The organism is Streptosporangium carneum, assembly GCF_027922005.1.
In the GTDB taxonomy this organism is placed as follows: Bacteria; Actinomycetota; Actinomycetes; order Streptosporangiales; family Streptosporangiaceae; genus Streptosporangium; species Streptosporangium carneum.
Genome location: NZ_BSEV01000012.1, coordinates 123,440 through 142,449, shown reverse-complemented (window position 1 = coordinate 142,449; position 19,010 = coordinate 123,440). Strand labels below are relative to the sequence as shown.

The 19,010-nt window shown below is 70.3% G+C and carries 18 protein-coding genes; 5 read left to right on the top strand and 13 right to left on the bottom strand.

The window, feature by feature from the left end; genetic code table 11:
• Positions 1–17 precede the first annotated feature (17 nt).
• The gene (locus PKF00_RS24860; protein ID WP_271220043.1) at positions 18–1,994 is read right to left on the bottom strand and encodes a glycosyltransferase family 2 protein; all 1,977 of its coding nucleotides are present in this window, start codon (positions 1,992–1,994) and stop codon (positions 18–20) included.
• Between the two features lie 60 nt (positions 1,995–2,054).
• Entirely contained in the window at positions 2,055–2,783 is a 729-nt protein-coding gene (locus PKF00_RS24855) for an aggregation-promoting factor C-terminal-like domain-containing protein (RefSeq protein WP_271220042.1), read from the bottom strand.
• 303 nt (positions 2,784–3,086) lie between these two features.
• Between PKF00_RS24855 and PKF00_RS24850 the strand changes: the two genes are divergently transcribed.
• From PKF00_RS24850 to PKF00_RS24840, 3 genes are all read left to right on the top strand, one after another.
• The gene (locus PKF00_RS24850) at positions 3,087–3,761 is read left to right on the top strand and encodes a response regulator (protein WP_271220041.1); all 675 of its coding nucleotides are present in this window, start codon (positions 3,087–3,089) and stop codon (positions 3,759–3,761) included.
• A complete protein-coding gene (locus PKF00_RS24845) occupies positions 3,758–5,188 on the top strand; it encodes an ATP-binding protein (RefSeq protein WP_271220040.1) in 1,431 nt (476 codons plus the stop codon). The genes PKF00_RS24850 and PKF00_RS24845 overlap by 4 nt, the downstream gene beginning before the upstream one ends.
• A gap of 191 nt (positions 5,189–5,379) precedes the next feature.
• Positions 5,380–5,994, top strand: a complete 615-nt coding sequence (locus PKF00_RS24840) for a hypothetical protein (RefSeq protein ID WP_271220039.1) — start codon at positions 5,380–5,382, stop codon at positions 5,992–5,994.
• Between the two features lie 16 nt (positions 5,995–6,010).
• Here PKF00_RS24840 and phoH2 read toward each other — a convergent pair whose 3' ends face one another.
• From phoH2 to abmR, 8 genes are all read right to left on the bottom strand, one after another.
• Complete coding sequence (gene phoH2, locus PKF00_RS24835) at positions 6,011–7,357, bottom strand: RNA 5'-3' helicase PhoH2 (protein WP_271220038.1); 1,347 nt, start codon at positions 7,355–7,357, stop codon at positions 6,011–6,013.
• Positions 7,358–7,579: 222 nt separating this feature from the next.
• Complete coding sequence (locus PKF00_RS24830) at positions 7,580–8,347, bottom strand: isoprenyl transferase (RefSeq protein ID WP_271220037.1); 768 nt, start codon at positions 8,345–8,347, stop codon at positions 7,580–7,582.
• 47 nt (positions 8,348–8,394) lie between these two features.
• A complete protein-coding gene (locus tag PKF00_RS24825; protein WP_271220036.1) occupies positions 8,395–8,904 on the bottom strand; it encodes a hypothetical protein in 510 nt (169 codons plus the stop codon).
• A gap of 377 nt (positions 8,905–9,281) precedes the next feature.
• The gene (locus PKF00_RS24820) at positions 9,282–9,797 is read right to left on the bottom strand and encodes an SCO6045 C-terminal-like domain-containing protein (protein WP_271220035.1); all 516 of its coding nucleotides are present in this window, start codon (positions 9,795–9,797) and stop codon (positions 9,282–9,284) included.
• The gene (locus PKF00_RS24815) at positions 9,790–10,602 is read right to left on the bottom strand and encodes an MbnB/TglH/ChrH family RiPP precursor modification enzyme (RefSeq protein WP_271220034.1); all 813 of its coding nucleotides are present in this window, start codon (positions 10,600–10,602) and stop codon (positions 9,790–9,792) included. The genes PKF00_RS24820 and PKF00_RS24815 overlap by 8 nt, the downstream gene beginning before the upstream one ends.
• Before the next feature lie 51 nt (positions 10,603–10,653).
• A complete protein-coding gene (locus tag PKF00_RS24810; protein WP_271220033.1) occupies positions 10,654–11,649 on the bottom strand; it encodes a TIGR04222 domain-containing membrane protein in 996 nt (331 codons plus the stop codon).
• Positions 11,650–11,811: 162 nt separating this feature from the next.
• On the bottom strand, positions 11,812–13,611 hold the full coding sequence (locus PKF00_RS24805; RefSeq protein WP_271220032.1) for a phosphoenolpyruvate carboxykinase (GTP): 1,800 nt from the start codon (positions 13,609–13,611) through the stop codon (positions 11,812–11,814).
• A gap of 290 nt (positions 13,612–13,901) precedes the next feature.
• Positions 13,902–14,429 (bottom strand): ATP-binding transcription factor AbmR, encoded by a 528-nt coding sequence (abmR, locus tag PKF00_RS24800; protein WP_271220031.1) that lies wholly within the window; start codon positions 14,427–14,429, stop codon positions 13,902–13,904.
• 165 nt (positions 14,430–14,594) lie between these two features.
• Here abmR and PKF00_RS24795 point away from each other — a divergent pair, with 165 nt between their 5' ends.
• The gene (locus tag PKF00_RS24795; protein WP_271220030.1) at positions 14,595–15,191 is read left to right on the top strand and encodes an acyl-CoA-like ligand-binding transcription factor; all 597 of its coding nucleotides are present in this window, start codon (positions 14,595–14,597) and stop codon (positions 15,189–15,191) included.
• 3 nt (positions 15,192–15,194) lie between these two features.
• Here the strand turns inward: PKF00_RS24795 and PKF00_RS24790 are convergent, their stop codons facing one another.
• The 3 genes from PKF00_RS24790 to PKF00_RS24780 form a co-directional block, all read right to left on the bottom strand.
• On the bottom strand, positions 15,195–16,460 hold the full coding sequence (locus PKF00_RS24790; protein ID WP_271220029.1) for a C40 family peptidase: 1,266 nt from the start codon (positions 16,458–16,460) through the stop codon (positions 15,195–15,197).
• A 280-nt stretch (positions 16,461–16,740) separates the two neighbouring features.
• Positions 16,741–17,241, bottom strand: a complete 501-nt coding sequence (gene greA, locus PKF00_RS24785; protein WP_271220028.1) for a transcription elongation factor GreA — start codon at positions 17,239–17,241, stop codon at positions 16,741–16,743.
• Between the two features lie 105 nt (positions 17,242–17,346).
• The gene (locus PKF00_RS24780; protein WP_271220027.1) at positions 17,347–17,775 is read right to left on the bottom strand and encodes a DUF4307 domain-containing protein; all 429 of its coding nucleotides are present in this window, start codon (positions 17,773–17,775) and stop codon (positions 17,347–17,349) included.
• A gap of 250 nt (positions 17,776–18,025) precedes the next feature.
• Here PKF00_RS24780 and mca point away from each other — a divergent pair, with 250 nt between their 5' ends.
• A complete protein-coding gene (gene mca / locus PKF00_RS24775) occupies positions 18,026–18,889 on the top strand; it encodes a mycothiol conjugate amidase Mca (RefSeq protein ID WP_271220026.1) in 864 nt (287 codons plus the stop codon).
• The last annotated feature ends 121 nt before the right edge of the window (positions 18,890–19,010 follow it).

Genomic DNA, 19,010 nt, shown 5'->3' with positions numbered 1-19,010 from the left:
GCGGGACGGCACGCGCGTCAGCCCGGCATGTAGCGCCGCTGCACGCTCCGGGTGACCCGGACGGCGTTGCGGATTCCCGGGATCCGCAACGCGACGCGCTTGAGCAGCGGGTAGCGGAACGCGGGCCGTCTGGCCGCCGAGGAGGCGTGGACCTCGACCCTGCCGCCGAAGCTCATCCCGACCTTGAAGCGGAGCCCGACCTCCCGGTCGTCGACCCGCAGGAACGGCCTCCAGTCGCCGGGGGCGAGGAAGCCCTCGCGGTAGACGCGCCGCGTCGGGACCTTGGCGACCAGCCGCCCCGCGAGCTGTCCCGGCACCCCCGGCTCGACCAGCGCGGGCGCGCAGACCTCGTGCTCCCCCCGCGTCGCCCTGCGCAGCACCAGCTCGGCGGTGGGCCCGCCGCTGGGCGGCACGTACGGCACGGGCACGACGACGAAGACGTGGTCGCGCTGCGGGGTGACCGTCGCCCCCGGGGAGACCAGCACGATCGACTCGGCGAACGAGCGGGGCTCGACGCAGACGCCCAGCTCCCCCAGGTCCGACCACCAGGGGATGATCAGCCGGTCGGAGTGGTTGGCCAGTGTCCCCGTGCAGTTCAGCGGGGACCCGGTCACCCGGGCTCGGGCCTGGTCGGCTCCGCCGTACATCCGCACGTGGATCTCCCAGAGCCCGGAGGGCAGCGGGTGGCCGAGGGCGGCGGTCGCCGCGTCGAGCCTGGCCGTTCCGGTGACCTGGAGCCTGACCCCGTTGCGATGGCGGCTGCGCGTCATCGAGCAGGCGACCGGCAGGAAGTAGATGAGGCCGGTGTCCTCGTGCCTGGCGTAGACCTCGAACCTGGCCCGGGACGCGGCGTGGGTGACGTCGGCCAGCTCGGGCGGGAGGGCGGTCCCGTCGAGGGGGACGGGAGGCTGCCAGATCAGGCCGTTCTCGCCGTGCGGGACGAAGCGCACCGGCTCGCCGCCCGCGCGGACGATCTCCACGCTGAGCCCCATGGTGAACGCGCCGTCCTCCCAGAGGAGGTCGGTGAGCTCGGCCCGCAGGCGGGTGCCGCGCATCGCCTGGGCGAGCAGCAGGAGCTGGTCGAGCCTGCCCGCGCGGAGCAGCGCCGCCCTGACGCGCAGGTGGACGGGAAGGTAGCGGTCGAGTCGCGGGGGAAAGCGCTGGACGACCAGCTCCCGCAGGGTGGTGAAGGTCGCCGCCCTGTCCCTGGAGGACAGCACGAACGAGGCGCCCGCGAGGCGTCGCAGCACGGCGGTGCGGAACCAGTGCGCGTACATCCGGTCGCGCCGCCGCCCGGGGGGCACCTCGTAGTCGACGACGTCGAGGAGCTCGCGGAGCTCGGCGCCGTGGACGTAGGGGTTGTCCTGCTGTTCCGCGCGCTCCCCCAGGTGGCAGCAGACCTGCTCGGCGAGGACGGCGACGACCTTGGCCCGCAGGTACGCCCTCGCGACGAAGGTCTGCTCCGCCAGGGTGCCCCCCGGATCGGCGAAGGCCAGCGCCTCGGCGTCCAGGAAGGCCCTGCGGTAGAGCTTGTGCGGGGTCAGCAGGGTGAGCAGCCGGTCCTTGAGCAGGTCGGCGCGGTCCCGGTCGCGTTCGAAGATCTTGGACGGCGGCGACTGGCCGTCGACCAGCCGCCCGATGAGGATGTCGGCGTCGGTCTCGACCGCGCGGGCGTACATCCGCTCGAGCGCGACCCGCTCGAGGCGGTCGGTCTGGTCGAGCATGTAGACGTACTCGCCTCTGGCGACCGCCATCGCGACGTTGCGGCCGCGCATCGGCGAGCCGGTCCGCCCGAGGTGGAGCACCCGCACGTTCGAACGGTTCGCGGCGACGGCGTCGAGGCGCAGCTGGGTCCCGTCGTCCGACCCGTCGTCGGCGAAGATGACCTCGTACTCCTCCGAGGCCATCGACTGCTCGAGCACCGAACGGATACACGCGTCGGCGGTGTCACCGGGGTTGTACACCGGTACCACGACACTGACCTTCACATCCATGGGGCCAAGCGTGCGACGCCCGCGCCCCGCAGACGGTCAGACTTGCCGACTCCTGGCGTCTCAGTACCAGCCCTTGGCCTGGGAATGGCCCCAAGCACCACAAGGGGTGCCGTAACGCCCCTTGATGTAGGTGAGGCCCCATTCGATCTGGGTGGCCGCGTTGGTCTGCCAGTCACTGCCCGCGCTGGCCATCTTGGTGCCGGGCAGCGACTGCGGGATGCCGTAGGCGCCGCTGTAGCGGTTCATCGCCCGCTCGTTCCAGCCGCTCTCCTTCATCCAGAGCTTCTCCAGGCAGCCCCACTGGTCGCCCCAGCCGCGCGCCTCCAGCATCTGCTTGCCGATGGCCTTGTTGCCCGTCGGGTTCGAGGTGCCCGGCGGGAGCTGCTTGGGGTCGAAGCCGTCGCCGCCCGGCGCCTCCTTGGGGATGAAGATCGGGTCGAGCGGGTCGCGGCCGTCGCGGGCGGCCTTCAGCTTGTCGGCCTTGATCGCCTGGGCCGCCTGGATCTTCAGGATGTCGGCCTTCTGGTCGGACGCGAACGGGTCGCCGCCAAACATCTTCGCCACGTCGTCCAAGGAGAGCGCGGACGTCGGCGGCGGGGCGGAGGCGTTCTGGATCGCCGTGTGGACGGTGAAGCCTCCGCCGCCCACGACGACGACGGCCACCGCGCCGAGGATGACGGCACGCTTGGGGGTCAGCCACCCCGAGGCCTTGGCCTTGCCTGACTGCTTGGCCGTACGGCGGGGGCGGGGAGCCGAGGGCTCCTCGAAGTGGGGTGATCCTGAACTCACGACCTATGAGCTTGCCGTGCCCGGGGGGGTGGTCCGCAACCTGAACGAGAGAGTTGGTTGGCACTCCACAGGAGGTTCACCGGCTTTTTCGTGACTTACTGCCTGATTACATGGTCTTTCCCGGGGTTTGAGCAACGCATGTGATGTTCATCACATTTTTCTGGTTCGACTCGTCCCGCGTGCCCCTGTGCCGGGGGATGTGTCCACCTCAGGCTCGCAGATCAGCGTCTTGATCTCGCCTGGCCCGCGTCACAGTTTCGTGACGTGGCGGGTCCTATCGGGCATTGCATTAATAATGACCGCGTGGCTGGCATCCTCCTCGTTGAAGACGATCTCTCGGTCCGGACAGGGCTCGAGCTGGCGCTGACCCGTCAGGGGCACTCCGTCATCTCCTATGGCAGCGGCGAGGAGGCTCTCGAACACATCAGGTCGCGCCGCCCGGAGATCGCCGTCCTGGACGTCATGCTGCCCGGAATCGACGGGGTCGAGGTCTGCCGTCGCATCAGGAAACTGGACCAGCTCCCTGTGATTCTGCTCACCGCCAGGGGCGACGACCTCGACGTGGTCGTGGGGCTCGAGGCGGGGGCGGACGACTACGTGATCAAACCGGTCGAGCCCCGCGTGCTGGACGCCAGGATCCGCGCCGTCCTGCGCCGGGTCGAGTCGGTGGCCTCGGACCGCATCACCTTCGGCGACCTGGTCGTCGACCGGGGAGCGCTCAAGGTGTCGCTGGCCGGCAGGGAGGTGCACCTGACCCCGACCGAGCTGCGGCTGCTGCTCGAACTCGTCCGCCACCCCGGTCAGGTGCTCAACCGCAGATACCTGCTGCGGGCCGTGTGGGACCACACCCACGTCGCCGACTCCCGGCTGGTCGACGCCTGCGTCCAGCGGGTCCGCGCCAAGATCGAGGCGGTTCCCGCGGAACCCGAGTTCATCCACACGGTGCGTGGCTTCGGCTACCGCTTCAGCCCGCCGTGAGACGGATCTACAGCGGCCTGCGCGGTCGTCTGGTCATCACCTTCACCCTGATCGCCGTCACGGCGTCCGCACTCGTCGCGGGGATCGGCTACGAGCTGGTCAAGACCCGTGTGATCGAGCGCGCCGAGGAGGTCGCGGTGAGCGACATGCGCGACACCCTGGAGGGGATCAGGGTGCCGATCGGCGGGCTCTGGCCGGGCGAGACGCCGCCGACCGACGCGGAGATCAACGGGCTGCAGAAGAGCCTGCGGACGGCGAACGGCGCCGTCGTCGTCCGTTACAAGGACCTCCGCTCCCCCCGGGGGGAGGAGTACCTCTACCCCGACGGCGGCTTCAGCATGAGCGACGTCCCCGCCGACCTCGCCACCGGGGCCGACCGCAGGATGGCGGCCAAACGCCAGCGGATCAACGGGCGGATGTGGCTGCTCGTCGGCACCCCCGTGTGGCGGATAGAGCCGATCCACACGGCCCAGCCGACCGGGATGACCGTCTTCGCGTTCATCCCCCTGTCCGAGGAGGAGCAGCTCCTGAACGACCTGCGCCAGCCGCTGGCGGCGGCGGGGGTCATCATGCTGTTCGTCGCGCTCGCGGTGGCCCTCATCTCGGCCAGGCGGGTGCTGCTTCCGGTCAGGCGGCTCGGCTCCGCGGCCCGCGCGCTCGGCGCCGGGCACCTGGACACCCGGTTGCCGGTGCACGGCCAGGACGAGCTGGCCGAGCTGACCGCGACGTTCAACGACACGGCGGCCGCGCTCGAACGGAGCGTGTCCGAGCTGCGCACGCTCGAGGCGATGTCCCGGCGGTTCGTGGCCGACGTCTCGCACGAGCTGAGAACCCCGCTGACGGCGATGACCGCAGTGACCGACATGCTCTCCGAGGAGGCCGACCGGCTGCCCAGCGAGCCCGCCGAGGCCGTACGGCTGGTGCTGCGGGAGATCGGGCGGCTGCGGACCCTGGTCGAGCAGCTCATCGAGGCGAGCCGGTTCGACTCGGGCACGGCCACGCTGCACCTGGACACGGTGAACGTGGCCGACGTGATCTGTGACTGCCTGGAGGTGCGGGGCTGGTTGGATCAGGTCCGGGTGAACGTGCCGCAGGGGCTCGCCTTCTCCCTGGACCCCAGGCGCTTCGACGTGATCCTGGCGAACCTGGTGGGCAACGCCCTCCGGCACGGCGAGCCTCCCGTCGTGGTGACCGCCCGCAGCACGCCGAACGGGCTGGAGGTGAAGGTGCGCGACCACGGCAAGGGCATTCCGCCCTCGGACCTGCCTCATGTGTTCAACCGTTTCTACAAGGCGGGGGCCAGGGGCGACGGCAGCGGGCTCGGCCTGTCCATCGCGCGGGCCAACGCCCACCTGCACGGCGGCACGATCTCGGTGCGTCCACAGGATCCGGGCACGCTCTTCACGGTCTGGCTGCCCCCGGCATGAGACAGGGCACCAGGCGAGACACCGAGCGAGGCACTGAGCGAGGCACCGGACAAGGAACCGGACGAAACACGGCACACGGCACAGGGGCGCGTGGCGGGAAGGCACATGGCACGGGGGCGTACAGTGCGGAGACACACGGCGTGGGGACACCCGACGCGGGGCGGGACGCGAGGCGAGACACGGCGCGGGGCATGAGACGGGGCGCGAGGAGCGGCACGGCGCGGGGCATGGGACGGGGCACGCGGGGCGCGGGGCGGAGCACGAGGCGGCTGGCGGGCCTGCTCGCCGCCGTGCTGGCGCTGGGCGGGTGCGGGATCGACCCGACCGCGGTGCGCGACCTGGACCGCCCGCCGGTGATCAGCTACAGCCCCACGTGGGTGACGGTCTATCTGCTCCGTGACGGCCGCCTGGAGCCCGCCAAGATCCCGGTGGGCTCCGACTCGGCGAAGAACATCGTCGACACCCTGTTCAGGGCCGGGAAGCAACCGCCGAAGGAGGGCCTGACCAGCGCGCTCAACGACTTCACCCACCACGACACCGAGACCACGAGGTATCACAACGAGGCCGAGCGCAACGACCCCGCGGGCAACCTGGGCTACCGGCTGAGCGTGATCGTCACCGGCGGGCGTGAGCTCTCCAGGGAGGGGATCGCCCAGATCACCTGCACCATCCGGCAGAACAAGCAGGAGAGCATCTGGAGCGTCGAGGTCACCCGCCTGTTCCCCGGGCCGCCGAAGACCTGGGGGGAGCACACCTGTTTCGAATACCGCGACCTCGCGGCGAAAGGAGTGCGGCTCCCCCCGTGATCACGCAGCCTGACGACTACAGCGTGACGTCCTCGAGCATCTCGGTGACCAGCGCCGCGATCGGCGAGCGCTCGGAGCGGGTCAGCGTGATGTGGGCGAACAGCGGGTGGCCCTTGAGCTTCTCGACCACCGCGACCACGCCGTCGTGCCTGCCGACCCGCAGGTTGTCGCGCTGGGCGACGTCGTGGGTGAGCACGACCCGCGAGTTGGCGCCGATCCGGCTCAGCACCGTGAGCAGCACCCCGCGCTCAAGCGACTGCGCCTCGTCGACGATGACGAAGGCGTCGTGCAGGGAACGACCGCGGATGTGGGTGAGAGGGAGCACCTCGAGCATCCCCCTGTCCATGACCTCCTCGATCACCTCGGGCGTGGTGACCGCGCCCAGGGTGTCGTAGACGGCCTGCGCCCACGGGCCCATCTTCTCGTTCTCCGAGCCGGGCAGGTAGCCCAGGTCCTGGCCGCCGACGGCGTACAGGGGGCGGAAGACGATGACCTTGCGGTGCTGGCGGCGCTCCAGGACCGCCTCGAGGCCCGCGCAGAGGGCCAGCGCGGACTTGCCCGTGCCCGCCCTGCCGCCCATGGAGACGATGCCGACCTCGGGGTCCATCAGCAGGTCGAGGGCGATGCGCTGCTCGGCGGAGCGGCCGTGCAGCCCGAAGACCTCCCGGTCGCCGCGCACCAGGCGCACCGACTTGTCCGGCAGCACCCGGCCCAGCGCGGAACCCCGGCTGGACAGCAGCCGCAGTCCGGTGTGGGTGGGCAGGTCGCGGGCCTCCGCCAGGTCGGCGACGCCGTGCTCGAAGAGGGTCTCGATGTCCTCCGTGGTGACCTGGAGCTCGGCCATGCCCGTCCAGCCCGACTCGACGGGGGCGAGCTCGGCGCGGTACTCCTCCGCGGCCAGGCCGATCGAGGCGGCCTTGATCCGCATCGGCAGGTCCTTGGAGACCAGCACCACGTCGTGCCCCTCGGCGGCGAGCGTGCGCGCCACGGTCAGGATGCGGGTGTCGTTGTCGCCGAGCCGGAAGCCTACGGGCAGGATCGACGGGTCGCTGTGGTTGAGTTCCACCCGGATGGTGCCCTCGCCGATCGGCATGGGCTCGTCCAACCGCCCGTGTGTCACCCTCAGGTCGTCGAGAGACCTCAGCGCCTTACGCGCGAAGTATCCGAGTTCTGGATGATGGCGCTTGCCCTCCAACTCGGTGATGACGACGATCGGGAGGACCACCTCGTGCTCGGCGAAGCGGCTGATCGCCGCTGGATCGGCAAGCAGGACCGAGGTGTCCAGGACGTACGTACGCCGATTGGTGACCGGCGACGTGGGTGAGGACGAAGGGTTTGCCACGCGTTCTCCCCCGGGCGCCATGAGGGGCGCCCTGCCATGAGCTGGGATGCGGACCGGACCCGGGACCACGTTCGCGGCATGCCGCGGAGGCACCGGTGACCGGCCCTCCTTGGCAGGTCGTGACGCAAAGGTGGGCCCTCTCCGGAGTAGACGAGCTGCGCCCGCCTACTTGTTACGGTACGTCCTGAATACCCGACTTCCAACAGGGCAAGCCTGACCGAAAGGGGGTGTTCATGTCCTGTTTCAGGAGCCGTACCGTCGGTGCCGCGCGGCGTAGGAGCGGAGAGCCCGCAGGAAGTCGACTCTGCGGAAGTCAGGCCAGTAGGCCTCGCAGAAGTAGAACTCGGAGTGGGCGCTCTGCCAGAGCAGGAAGCCGGACAGGCGTTGCTCTCCCGAGGTCCTGATGACCAGGTCCGGGTCGGGCTGGCCGCGCGTGTAGAGATGCTCCGCGATGTGCTCGACATCGAGGACCTCGACAAGGTCCTCGATGCTCGCGCCCTTGCTGGCGTGCTCCTGGAGAAGGGAGCGCACCGCATCAGCGATCTCACGCCTTCCTCCATACCCAACGGCAACGTTCACAATCAAACCCGGACGGTGTGATGTTTCTTCTTTTGCGTTTTTCAGGACACGGGCCGTGTGATCGGGCAGGAGATCAAGCGCTCCCATGGGTTTGATATGCCATCCGTCAGCCACGAGCTCCTGGACCACGTCCTCGATGATCTTCATCAGCAGGTCGAGCTCGTCCTTGGGCCGGTTGATGTTGTCACTGGACAGCAACCAAACGGTCACCACCTCGACCCCGGCCTCCCGGCACCAGCCGAGCAGTTCGGAGATCTTGTCGGCGCCCTTGCGGTGACCTCGGCTGACGTCGTTGAGACCCATCGAACGCGCCCAGCGCCTGTTCCCGTCGACGATCACGCCGACATGCCGGGGAACCATGTCTCTCTCGCGGGACAGCTTCCCTTCCAGCCGTCGTTCGTAGAGCCGGTAGACGAGATCACGAACGCCCATTGGAGCCCTCCCCTCAACGCCCGCCGTCGAAGGGCGCTGACAGGCAATTATCGCCGCCCCGGAGACCTCTCCGCCCCCTCTATCGGGGTTCTGGAGGAGTTGCCGGACTTCTGTGGCCCCAGGCACTCCTCCGCCTCGGCGACGAGGCCGTCCACGAAGGCTCCCAGTTCCGCCGAGGTGAGCACCGCGCGCATCCCCACCCCGCCGCGCCCCCACGCCTCGAGAAAAGCCCTCCTGGCCAGCCGCCACTCACCCGAGGGGCCGCGCGGCCCGGGGATCCAGATCGGGATGGTGCGCAGCTGGCAGCGGAGCTCGCCGCCGCTGACGATGCCCTTCCTCGTCCGGTAGCGGAAGGCGAACAGTTCCTCGTCGTCGGGAAAGCGGTCGTCGGGGTCGGGCCACTGCTCCTGCTGCCCCGCACGGGCCTCGGCGACCCCCTTGGCCAGCCTGGTGAGGAACCAGCCGCACCGCTCCCCGACCGTTCCGTACAGGGCGCCGTCCCGGTGGAGTTCGAGCGTGATCTCGTACGGCGAGCCGATGCTGTCCCGGCACGCCACCGGCGTAACGGTCAGATAAGACCCATCAAGGCAACGCAGTCCCCCCACCCCAGAGAGGGTATCCCCGGCACAGGACGCCAAAACGTGCTCAGGGGAGAGACGCTCTTCAGGAGAAGCAAGCGTCCCGTCCGCCCTCCCGGCTCCCAGGCTCCTCCCCGCTCCCACCCGATCCCGCGCCTTCTCCCCCACCCCGGGACGCCCCTCCCCCGCCTCGGACGGCCCGCCCCCAGACCGCCTCGGACGGCCCGCCCCCAGACCGCCTCGGACGGCCCGCCCTCAGACCGGTCCGCGCCTCTCCTGCGCGTCGGACCCGCGCCTTCTCTCCGGGCTCCGAGTCACGCCTCCTCTCCGGGCTCCAGGCCACACCTCATCTCCACTCACGATCCCCACTCACGGGCCCTGTCCCGGCCTCGTGCCCGGCTCCGACTCCGGCTCACCCACCGCCCCAGCCTCGACCTCAGCCCCGGGGCCGGATCCACCCGCGCCTCCGGGTCCGGCTCCTGCGGGAGCAACCCCTTCTCCCCGAGCCATCGGGCGAAGTCCTGGGCGTCCACGCGGGAGCCGCCCTGCGGCTTGGGGCGGCCGCGCGCGTAGCCGTCGAACTCCGCCGCGAAGGCGTCGCCCAGCAGCGCGCACAGGTCGGGCCTGAGCCGAGCCACCGTCCCCCGCCGCTTGGAGATCAGCGCGGCCTCCTGGATCCGCAACCGCCCCACGTCGAACCCCTCGGGCGGCTCGCCCCCCGCGACCAGGGCGGCCACCAGCCCGGCCTGCGCCCTGGCCAACGCCTCCCGCGCCCCGCTCCCTGCGCCGTCGCCCGGACCGTGCTCCGCACTGCGGGCCGGACTGTGGGCCGCACTGTGGGCCGGTCCGTGGGCCGCGCTCCGGTCAGGCACGGGCCATCGCGCCGCGGATGTGGTCCAGCTCCGTCTCGAACACGGCGTCGCTGGGGTAGTCGCCGTCCCACTCCAGCAGCACCCCGGGCGGCTCCACCCTGGCGCGGAGCTCCGACAGGATGTCCAGCACGTCGTCGGGGACTCGGGTGGTGTGGGTGTCATGCCACAGGCCGTGGTGGGAGTGGCCGCCCGCGACGTGCACGTAGGCCAGCGCGGACAGCGGCAGGCCGTCCAGCGCGGCCACCGCGTCCAGCCCCAGGTTGACCTGGTTGGTGTAGAGGTTGGCCACGTCGATCAGCAGACCGACCCCGGTCGCCTCGACCAGCTCGCCCAGGAACTCCGCCTCCGTCATCTCGTCCTCGGGCCAGCCGAACAGCGCGGCCACGTTCTCCAGCGCGAGCGGTACGGCCAGCGCCTCCTGGGCCCGCCGCACGTTGTCCACGACGACCGACAGGGCGGCCCTGGTGCGCGGCACCGGCAGGAGGTGACCCGCCTCCATGCCGCCCGCCCGCACGAAGGCCAGGTGCTCACTGACCAGAGGGGACTCCAAAGCCTCCGCGCAGGCCGCCAGATGCGCCAGACGCGCCGGATCCGGCGGCTCCGCGCCGCCGATCCCCAGTCCGACGCCGTGCGGGATCACCGGTGTCCCACGGGCGCGGAGCACCCGCAGCGACTCGGGGAGCCTGTCGGGGCGGACGTTCTCCGCGATCACCTCGACGAACCCGACACCGGGCAGCCGCTCCACGGTCAGGTCGATCTCGGGACGCCAGCCGATGCCGACCCCCAACGATCCCGATCCGGACACCGTCCCCCCTACTGATCCCGAGTCGTGATTCGTGTGAGTCGCACGAGTCGTTCAGCCACCGCAGCCACCGCCGCACCCGCCTCCGCCGCAGCTCGACCCGCTTCCGCAGCTCGACCCGCCGCCCGAGTCGCCCCCGCCGCCCCAGCCGCCGGAGCCGAAGTCGCCGCCCCCGCCGTACGAGGAGCTGTCGGAGGAGCCGGCGGAGCCGCCGCCGCAGGAACCCGACGCGCAGCCGGAACCGCTCGTCGCGGCATGGGAGTTGGCCCGGTTCAGCTCCTCCTCCAGGACCGGGTCGCCCAGCTCGCCGAGGCCGTACAGGGCGACGGGGAAGGCGACCGCGAGGGCCAGGTCGGGGGTCGCGGAGCGGACGCCCCGCACGTGGACCCTCCTGGCGGAGGCGAGCGCCCGGCTCCCGGCCTCGGTGACGATCCCGCGCAGCGTCCGCCTCATCTTCAGGTAGGCGAAAAGGCCGACCAGCGACGCCAGCGTACCGAGCGGCGCCGAGGCCACGAAGAAGAAGTCCGCCGTGTCGGAGACGGCGAGGAAGAGGACGGTGAAGACCTCGAACACGACCGCGACCACCGTGAGGGTCAACAACCGCCTGAGCAGCCTGTGGGCCTCTCCGAGGGCGCTCTCCGGCACCAGGAGGCCCATCCCCAGCAGGCGGTAGCGCAGGCCGTCCATGGCGACGCCCTCGGCGACCGTACGGCGCAGCTCCGTCGCCGGGCACGAGCCGCCCCTGCCGCGCAGGGTGTCGAGGACGGCCTGCTCGATCGCCTCGGAGCGGGACAGCGCGCCCGTCACGAGGCCGATCTGACCGCCCCTGGACACCCGGACCGCCCCGACCCTGGCCAGTACGCCGATGGCGGTGTTGACCGCCCGAAGCGGCCCGCCCGACAGGTAGGCGAGCTCGTAGGGGCCCAGACTCGCGTCGGCATTGCCCCTGGCCGCCGAGATCACTCTGCGGTGCTCCGCGCGCACCGCCACCGCCGCCATCCAGACTGCCACGAGGACGGTGACGGCTACGACAAACAGGACGACTCCCATGTCCGCCTCCGGGGGAAAAGCGAGGCGTGTACCCCGCTGTCATGTAGACGCGCGGGGCATCACAGAAGTTGCGGCGCACAGGACTCCGGTGCGGTGGGCGCGAACGCTCACCGCACCACGCCGCTCACCCCCGGCCCTGTGGGAGTGAGCCGCCGGCGTGCCCTAGCCGAGGCGCTCGACCAGTGCCCGGTACTCGTCCCAGAGTTCCTTGGGCAGGTGGTCGCCGAAGGTCTCGAAGAAGGACGGGATCAGCGACGCCTCGTGCCGCCAGACCTCCTCGTCGACGGTGAGCAGGGTGCGCAGGTCCTCGGCGGAGATGTCGAGGCCCTCGGTGTCCAGCTCGGCCGGCAGCAGGCCGATGGGGGTCCGCACGGCCTCCGCCTCACCGTTGAGGCGGTCGACGATCCACTTCAGGACGCGGCTGTTCTCCCCGAAGCCCGGCCAGATGAACCTGCCCTCGTCGTTCTTGCGGAACCAGTTCACGTAGTAGACGCGCGGCAGCTGGACGTTCGCCCGCTCGCCGAGGCTGATCCAGTGGGCGAAGTAGTCGCCCATGTTGTAGCCGCAGAAGGGGAGCATCGCGAACGGGTCGCGGCGCAGCTCGCCGACCTTGCCCTCGGCGGCGGCCGTCTTCTCCGAGGCGATGTTGGCCCCGGTGAAGACGCCGTGGTTCCAGCTCAGCGACTCGGTCACCAGCGGGACCGCGGTGGCGCGGCGGCCGCCGAAGAGGATGGCCGAGATCGGCACGCCCCTGGGGTCCTGCCACTCGGGGGCGATCGTCGGGCACTGCGCGGCGGGAACCGTGAAGCGGGCGTTGGGGTGCGCGGCGGGCTCGTCGCTGTCCGGCGTCCAGTCGCGGCCCTTCCAGTCGGTCAGGTGCGCGGGCGGCTCGTCGGTGAGCCCCTCCCACCACACGTCGCCGTCGTCGGTCAGCGCGACGTTGGTGAAGATGCTGTTGCCCCAGAGCGTCCTGATCGCGTTGGCGTTCGTGGACTCGCCGGTGCCGGGCGCCACGCCGAAGAAGCCGGCCTCGGGGTTGATGGCGTACAGGCGGCCGTCGTCGCCGAAGCGCATCCAGGCGATGTCGTCGCCGACCGTCTCGACCTTCCAGCCGGGGATGGTCGGCTGCAGCATGGCCAGGTTGGTCTTGCCGCACGCGCTGGGGAAGGCCGCCGCGATGTAGCGGGTCTGCCCCGACGGCGGGGTGAGCTTGAGGATGAGCATGTGCTCGGCCAGCCAGCCCTCGTCGCGCGCCATCGTGCTGGCGATGCGCAGCGCGTAGCACTTCTTGCCGAGCAGCGCGTTGCCGCCGTAGCCGGAGCCGTAGGACCAGATCTCGCGGGTCTCCGGGAAGTGGCTGATGTACTTGGTGGAGCTGCAGGGCCACGGCACGTCGGCCTGGCCCGGCTCCAGCGGGGCGCCGACCGAGTGGACGGCCTTCACGTAGCCGCCGCGCTCCTCGATGAGCCGCAGGGCCCGCTCGCCCATCCGCGTCATGATCCGCATCGAGACGACGACGTACGGCGAGTCGGTGATCTCCACACCGAGCTGGGAGATCTCACCGCCGAGGGGGCCCATGCAGAACGGCACGACGTACATCGTGCGACCGCGCATGCTGCCCTTGAAGAGCCCGGCGAAGGTGCGGCGCATCTCGTCGGGAGCGATCCAGTTGTTATTCGGCCCCGCGTCCTCCTCACGCTCGGAGCAGATGTAGGTCCGGTCCTCGACGCGGGCGACGTCGGTCGGGTCGGAGGCCGCGTAGAAGCTGTTCTGCCGCTTGGCGAGGCGCTTGAACGTCCCCTGTTCGACCAGCAGGTTCGTCAGGCGCGTCCACTCGGTCTCCGAGCCGTCGCACCATTCGATCCGGTCGGGCTGGGTCAGCTCGGCGACCTCCCTGACCCACGCGGCCAGCTCGTCGTGGGTGGTGGGACTTGGGGCGGTTACGTCCTCGATAACGGACACTGCTACGGCTCCTTACACTTCTCAGGGCCAAATCATCATTGACGACCAAACCGCCCTTAATCCAATTGGCATAGACCAGTGAATAGACGCGGTTCGTCGTCGCCGGACCCCCGGACCGCCCACGGTGACGGGCATATGAGCTGGCAGGAGCCACGACGTTCTGAGTGACCTACCCAAAAGAAGTGAGACTAAAGGAGCCAGTTCGGCCAGTGGTATAGGCCAATCACAGAGGTCTAAACCAATCGTCGAACAGGTTCAGACCAATTTTCGGCCGTTTTCCCTGGCCCGCCTCAGGAACCGATGTCAGGCCCCGAGGCCCGCACGCGGTCCACGTGCTGGAGCGCGTCCCGCAGATCGGTCAGCCAGGTGTCGGTGTGGGCGCCCACCAGGCGCACGCACCAGGCGAGCGCGTCACTGCGGCTGCGGGCGACCCCGGCGGCCACGAGAGTGTCCAGGACCCGCCGCTCCGACTGGCGCAACCTGGTCATAACAGGAACTGACAGTGTGGTGAACATCACCGTCTCGTCACCGACGGCCACCCCCCACGAGACCTTCCTGCGGAAGCGGTGCTCCGCCTCCCGTGCGATCTCGATGCGCCGCTCCCGGGTCTCCTCCCTGAAGCGCTGCACCCCGCCCTCGACGGCGGCGGCCCGCTCGACGTCGGAGACGCCCTCGGCGAGGACGGGCGCCTCGAGCCTGCCGATGACCGCGATCTCCTCCCGGTCGAGCACCACCTCGGGACGCCCCTCGAACCAGCCCTCGGGCAACCGCCCGGAGAACCAGCCCCGCAGTTCTTCCACTGATTCTTCCGTATCCATGTAATCGAGATTACATCTCTTCGTTCTCAGAAGCCATCACCCCGCCGTGCCCGTGCCGCGTCCGGCGCACCGGTGCGGCCACGACGGCGCGGAACGGGTCGGCGTCGCTGATCGCGGCACTGGTTGCAGTGTTCACATGCGTGTCCGAGACGCCACAATCAGCACATGAGTTCTCCACATCCTGAGGGACTGCGTGCGCGCAAGAAAGCCAGGACCCGGCGGACGATCCAGGAGCAGGCGCTGCGGCTGTTCGCCGAACGGGGCTACGACGAGACGACCGTCGAGCAGATCGCGGAGGCGTCGGAGATCTCGCCGAGCACGTTCTTCCGTTACTTCCCCACCAAGGAGGACGTCGTCGTCCAGGACGACTACGACTCCCTCCTGATGGCCGTGCTGGCCTCGCAGCCCGTGGACCTGGCCCCGATCCCGGCGCTGCGCGCGACCGTGCACGACGCGTTCACGCGAATCCCGCCCGACGAGGAGGCGCAGATCCTCGCCAGGACCAGGCTGCAGCTGCGCCACGCCCCGCTGCGCGCCAAGGCCGTGGACAACCTGATCAGCACGATCGCCATGCTCGCCGAGGGCATCGCGGGACGCATGGGACGCGACACGACCGACCCGCTGAGCCGTACCGCGGCCGGGGCGGTGGTCGGCGCGATGCTGCCCGCGGTGTTCAGCTGGGCCGAGTCCGACGGCGCGAGACGGCTCGCGGAGACCGTCGACGAGGCCCTCTCCCTGCTGGAGAAGGGCCTGCGCCCCTGACCCCTAGAGGACCTTGGCGGCGATCTGCGGGCTGATCCGCACGGCGCCCGCGAAGTTGCGGGTGCTGACCGGGACGAGCTTGACCACGTCGCCGGTCCTGGGCGCGTGCAGCATCATGCCGTTGCCCCAGTAGATCGCCACGTGCGAGACGTAGCCGGGGTTGGTCGGGTCGTGCCGCCAGAACAGCAGGTCGCCGGGCTGGGCCTGGGCGAGCGAGATCTGCGGCCCCGAGACGAACTGCTGGTGCGTCACCCTGGGGACCTTGACTCCCGCCTGGCCGTAGGCCCACTGGACGAGTCCTGAGCAGTCGAAGGTGTCCGGGCCCTCGGCGCCCCACACGTACGGGCGGCCCAGCTTGCCGATCGCCGCGGTGAGGGCGGTCTTGACCTGGAGTGCCGTCATGAAGGCCCCCGCCGACCAGACCGTGCGCCGGGGGGCCGACAGCACCGGGTTGATCGTGGCGACCTGGCTCCCCTTCGGCAGGATGCGCAGCAACGTGCGGCGCAGCTCGGCGGAGTCGGCGCGCGGCGCGCTCACCACCAGCGCGTTGTCCTCGGGGATGCCGAGGGCGCGCGCGGTCGGCCGGGAGACCACGGCGTCGATGGCGCCCATCCCCATCGTGGCGTACGCGCCGACGCGCAGGGTCAGCCCGGCCGTCGAGACGGTCTTGCCCAGGGACATGCCGCCGTCGTTGCCGAGGACGAAGGAGACGGCCAGCTCACCCGCTGAGACGTTGCGCCAGAGCCTGTCGGAGCGCGCCGTCGGCTTCGGGGTGAAGGCGCGGAACGTCGAGGGGTTGACCCCCAGCGTCTGCACCCGCTTGCCGTCCAGGGAGACCTCCGCCGCGTCCGCGCGCTCGACCGCCCGCACGCCCGCCACCTGGGCGACCTTGGCCACGACCGCCGAGCTCAGCGGCTTGTTCGACACGACGAACAGGTTCGGTTTGCGGATCGTGGTCAACGGGGCCACGGGAGGCGGGGCCGCCTTGGTCGGCTCGGCGGCCGTCGTCCCGCCCTGCCGGGGGGCCCGGCCCGCCTCCTGCTGGACCTGCCCGGCCACGGGCCTGCGCAGGATCGTCTCAGGGGCGTCGTCGGGCAGCTGCGAGACGACCACCAGTGTGGCCGCCAGCACGGCGACGGCGAGGACCGCGACGACCGAGAGCACCGATCCCGGCCTGCGGGCGGCGCCGTACGGGACGCGGGGGCGGTAGGCCAGGTCCTGGCGGGCCTCCTCGATCAGATGGGAGACACGCGTCCGCCTGTCGGGCACGACCTCTTCCCTTCCACCTGTTCGAATCCGCCTCTACGAGGGTGCCGCACGCCGCGCCGCGCCGCACGGGAACTCACCAAAACGCTCCAAACACGACAGGTGCGTGAAGCGGTCGGGCAGGGCTTCGGCTCGGGTCACGGGGCCTCGGGTCACGGGCCGACGGTCGCGGACCGACGGTCGCGGGAACCGGCCCGGCCTCGGACGCCGCCCGTCCCGGACACGGCCGGACATGGCTATCCGCCGGGACTCCGTCCCGGCGGATCAGCTGCTTCGATCCGGGTCAGTTGCCGATGTACGGCACGGCCTCGAGGATCTCGACCGTGTTGGAACGGCCGTTCGGCATGGTGTAGGTGGCCTTCTCGCCGATCTTCTTACCGTTGATCGCCGCGCCGAGCGGCGACTTGGGCGAGTAGACGTCGATCGGCGCGCCACTCTCCTCGCGGGACGCCAGCAGGAAGGCGACCTCCTCGTCGTCGCCCTCGAAGCGGACGGTGACGGTCATGCCGGGACCGACCACCCCTTCGGTGCGGGGGGCCTCGCCGACCCGCGCACTGTCGATGATCTGGCGGAGATGGAAGATGCGGGCCTCCATCTTGCCCTGCTCGTCCTTGGCGGCGTGGTAGCCGCCGTTCTCCTTCAGGTCGCCCTCTTCGCGGGCGGCTTCGATCTTCTTCGCGATGTCGACGCGCCCGGGCCCCGAGAGGTACTCAAACTCCGCCTTCAGGCGGTCGTACGCCTCCTGAGTTAGCCAGGTGACGCTCTCGTTGTGGGAGTCGGCCACGGGTTCTCCTTGCTTCCTCTGTGGGGCTTGGTACTTGGGGTAGCGGTCGTTCGAATTTCGACAGGCTAACAAGTTAACCGCTCGAACGCTTCCCCAAATGTCTCACTATACGAGATAGCAGTAGTGGACGTCGCCAGAAGTAGCCTGGGCACTGGTCTCTAGCCGTTCAGTAAGGCGGACATATCCCTCACCAGCCGGAATACTGACCTCACGACTGCCGACTTCGGCGTGACCGACGTCCGTCGCCCGCAGGCGGCAGACGGCCGCGCGCTCGGACGGCTTGACCACTTCGAAGGTGATCTGAAGAGAATCGCCGCGCCTGGCGTCAAAAGCGATGACCTGATCGATGACCTGGGTGTTGCCCTTGGACGCCCACATCACGTATCCCCACCCTCCGGCGCACACCGCGCAGAGGATGGCGATCACGACGTGCACGACGAAGCGCCCCCTGCGCTCCGGACGGTCGGGGAAGTCGTCCGGGGTGCCGAGCACGGGACCGGTCTGCCGGCCCCTCTCGGCCTCGCTGGTGGCCATGACGGAATCTCCCTGCACTACCTCGGCGTTATCCAAGACAATTGTCTCTCGCGGGGGCCTTGCCCTCGCGACCGCCCAAGAGAAACTAACCTCTCTTTAGAGTGACCCAGCCCAACCCGGGGGAGCGGTGCGGCACCCGCGCGAGCGAGGCGGACGGCACGGTGAGACGAGCCGTCCGCGAGACCGGCGCGGATCCGAGCGCGACCGACATAGAGGAGACATCGAGCCCGTGAGTGCACCGCTGAGGCTGATGGCAGTTCACGCACACCCCGACGACGAGTCGAGCAAGGGTGCCGCGACCATGGCGCGCTACGTCGCCGAGGGCGTGGACGTGCTCGTCTGCACCCTCACCGGAGGGGAACGCGGCTCGATCCTGAACCCCAAGATGGACCGTCCCGACATCCTCGAGAACATGGGCGAGGTCCGCCGCCTGGAGATGGAACGCGCACGCGAGATCCTCGGAGTCGAGCAGCGTTTCATGGGATTCGTCGACTCGGGCCTTCCCGACGACGAGAGCGAGCCGCTGCCCGAGGGGTGCTTCGCCCTGCAGCCGCTCGAGGTGGCCGCCGCGCCGCTGGTCGCCGCGGTGCGCGAGTTCAGGCCGCACGTCATCCTCACCTACGACGACGACGGCGGCTACCCGCACCCCGACCACATCATGACCAACCGCGTCTCGGTCGAGGCCTTCGAGGCCGCGGGCGACCCCGACCGTTACCCGGAGGCGGGCGACCCCTGGCAGCCGCTCAAGCTCTACTACCAGATGGGCTTCACCAAGGAGCGGTTCGAGGCGCTCCACGAGGCCATGGACGCCCGCGGCATGGGCTCCCCCTACGCCGACTGGATCTCCCGCTGGGAGGACCGCCCGCAGAAGTGGCCGGTGACCACCCGCGTTCCCTGCGGCGACTACTTCGAGGTCCGCGACCGGGCGCTCCTGGCTCACGCGACCCAGGTCGACCCCGACGGCTTCTGGTTCGTCTGCCCGAGGGAGCTGCAGGAGGAGATCTGGCCGACCGAGGACTACCACCTGGCCCGCTCGCTGGTCGACACCGAGCTGCCCGAGGACGACCTGTTCGCCGGCATCCACGCCGACGAGGTGTCGCGGACCTGCCACTGACGCGCGAACGCCGACGGCGGGACACCGGCGACGCATACGCCGGCGACACGGGCGCGGAGACGCGGACCAGGCGTCGCGGGCCCGCCGCCGGCGCGCCACCGCCACCCCGTGGTCCCGCCGC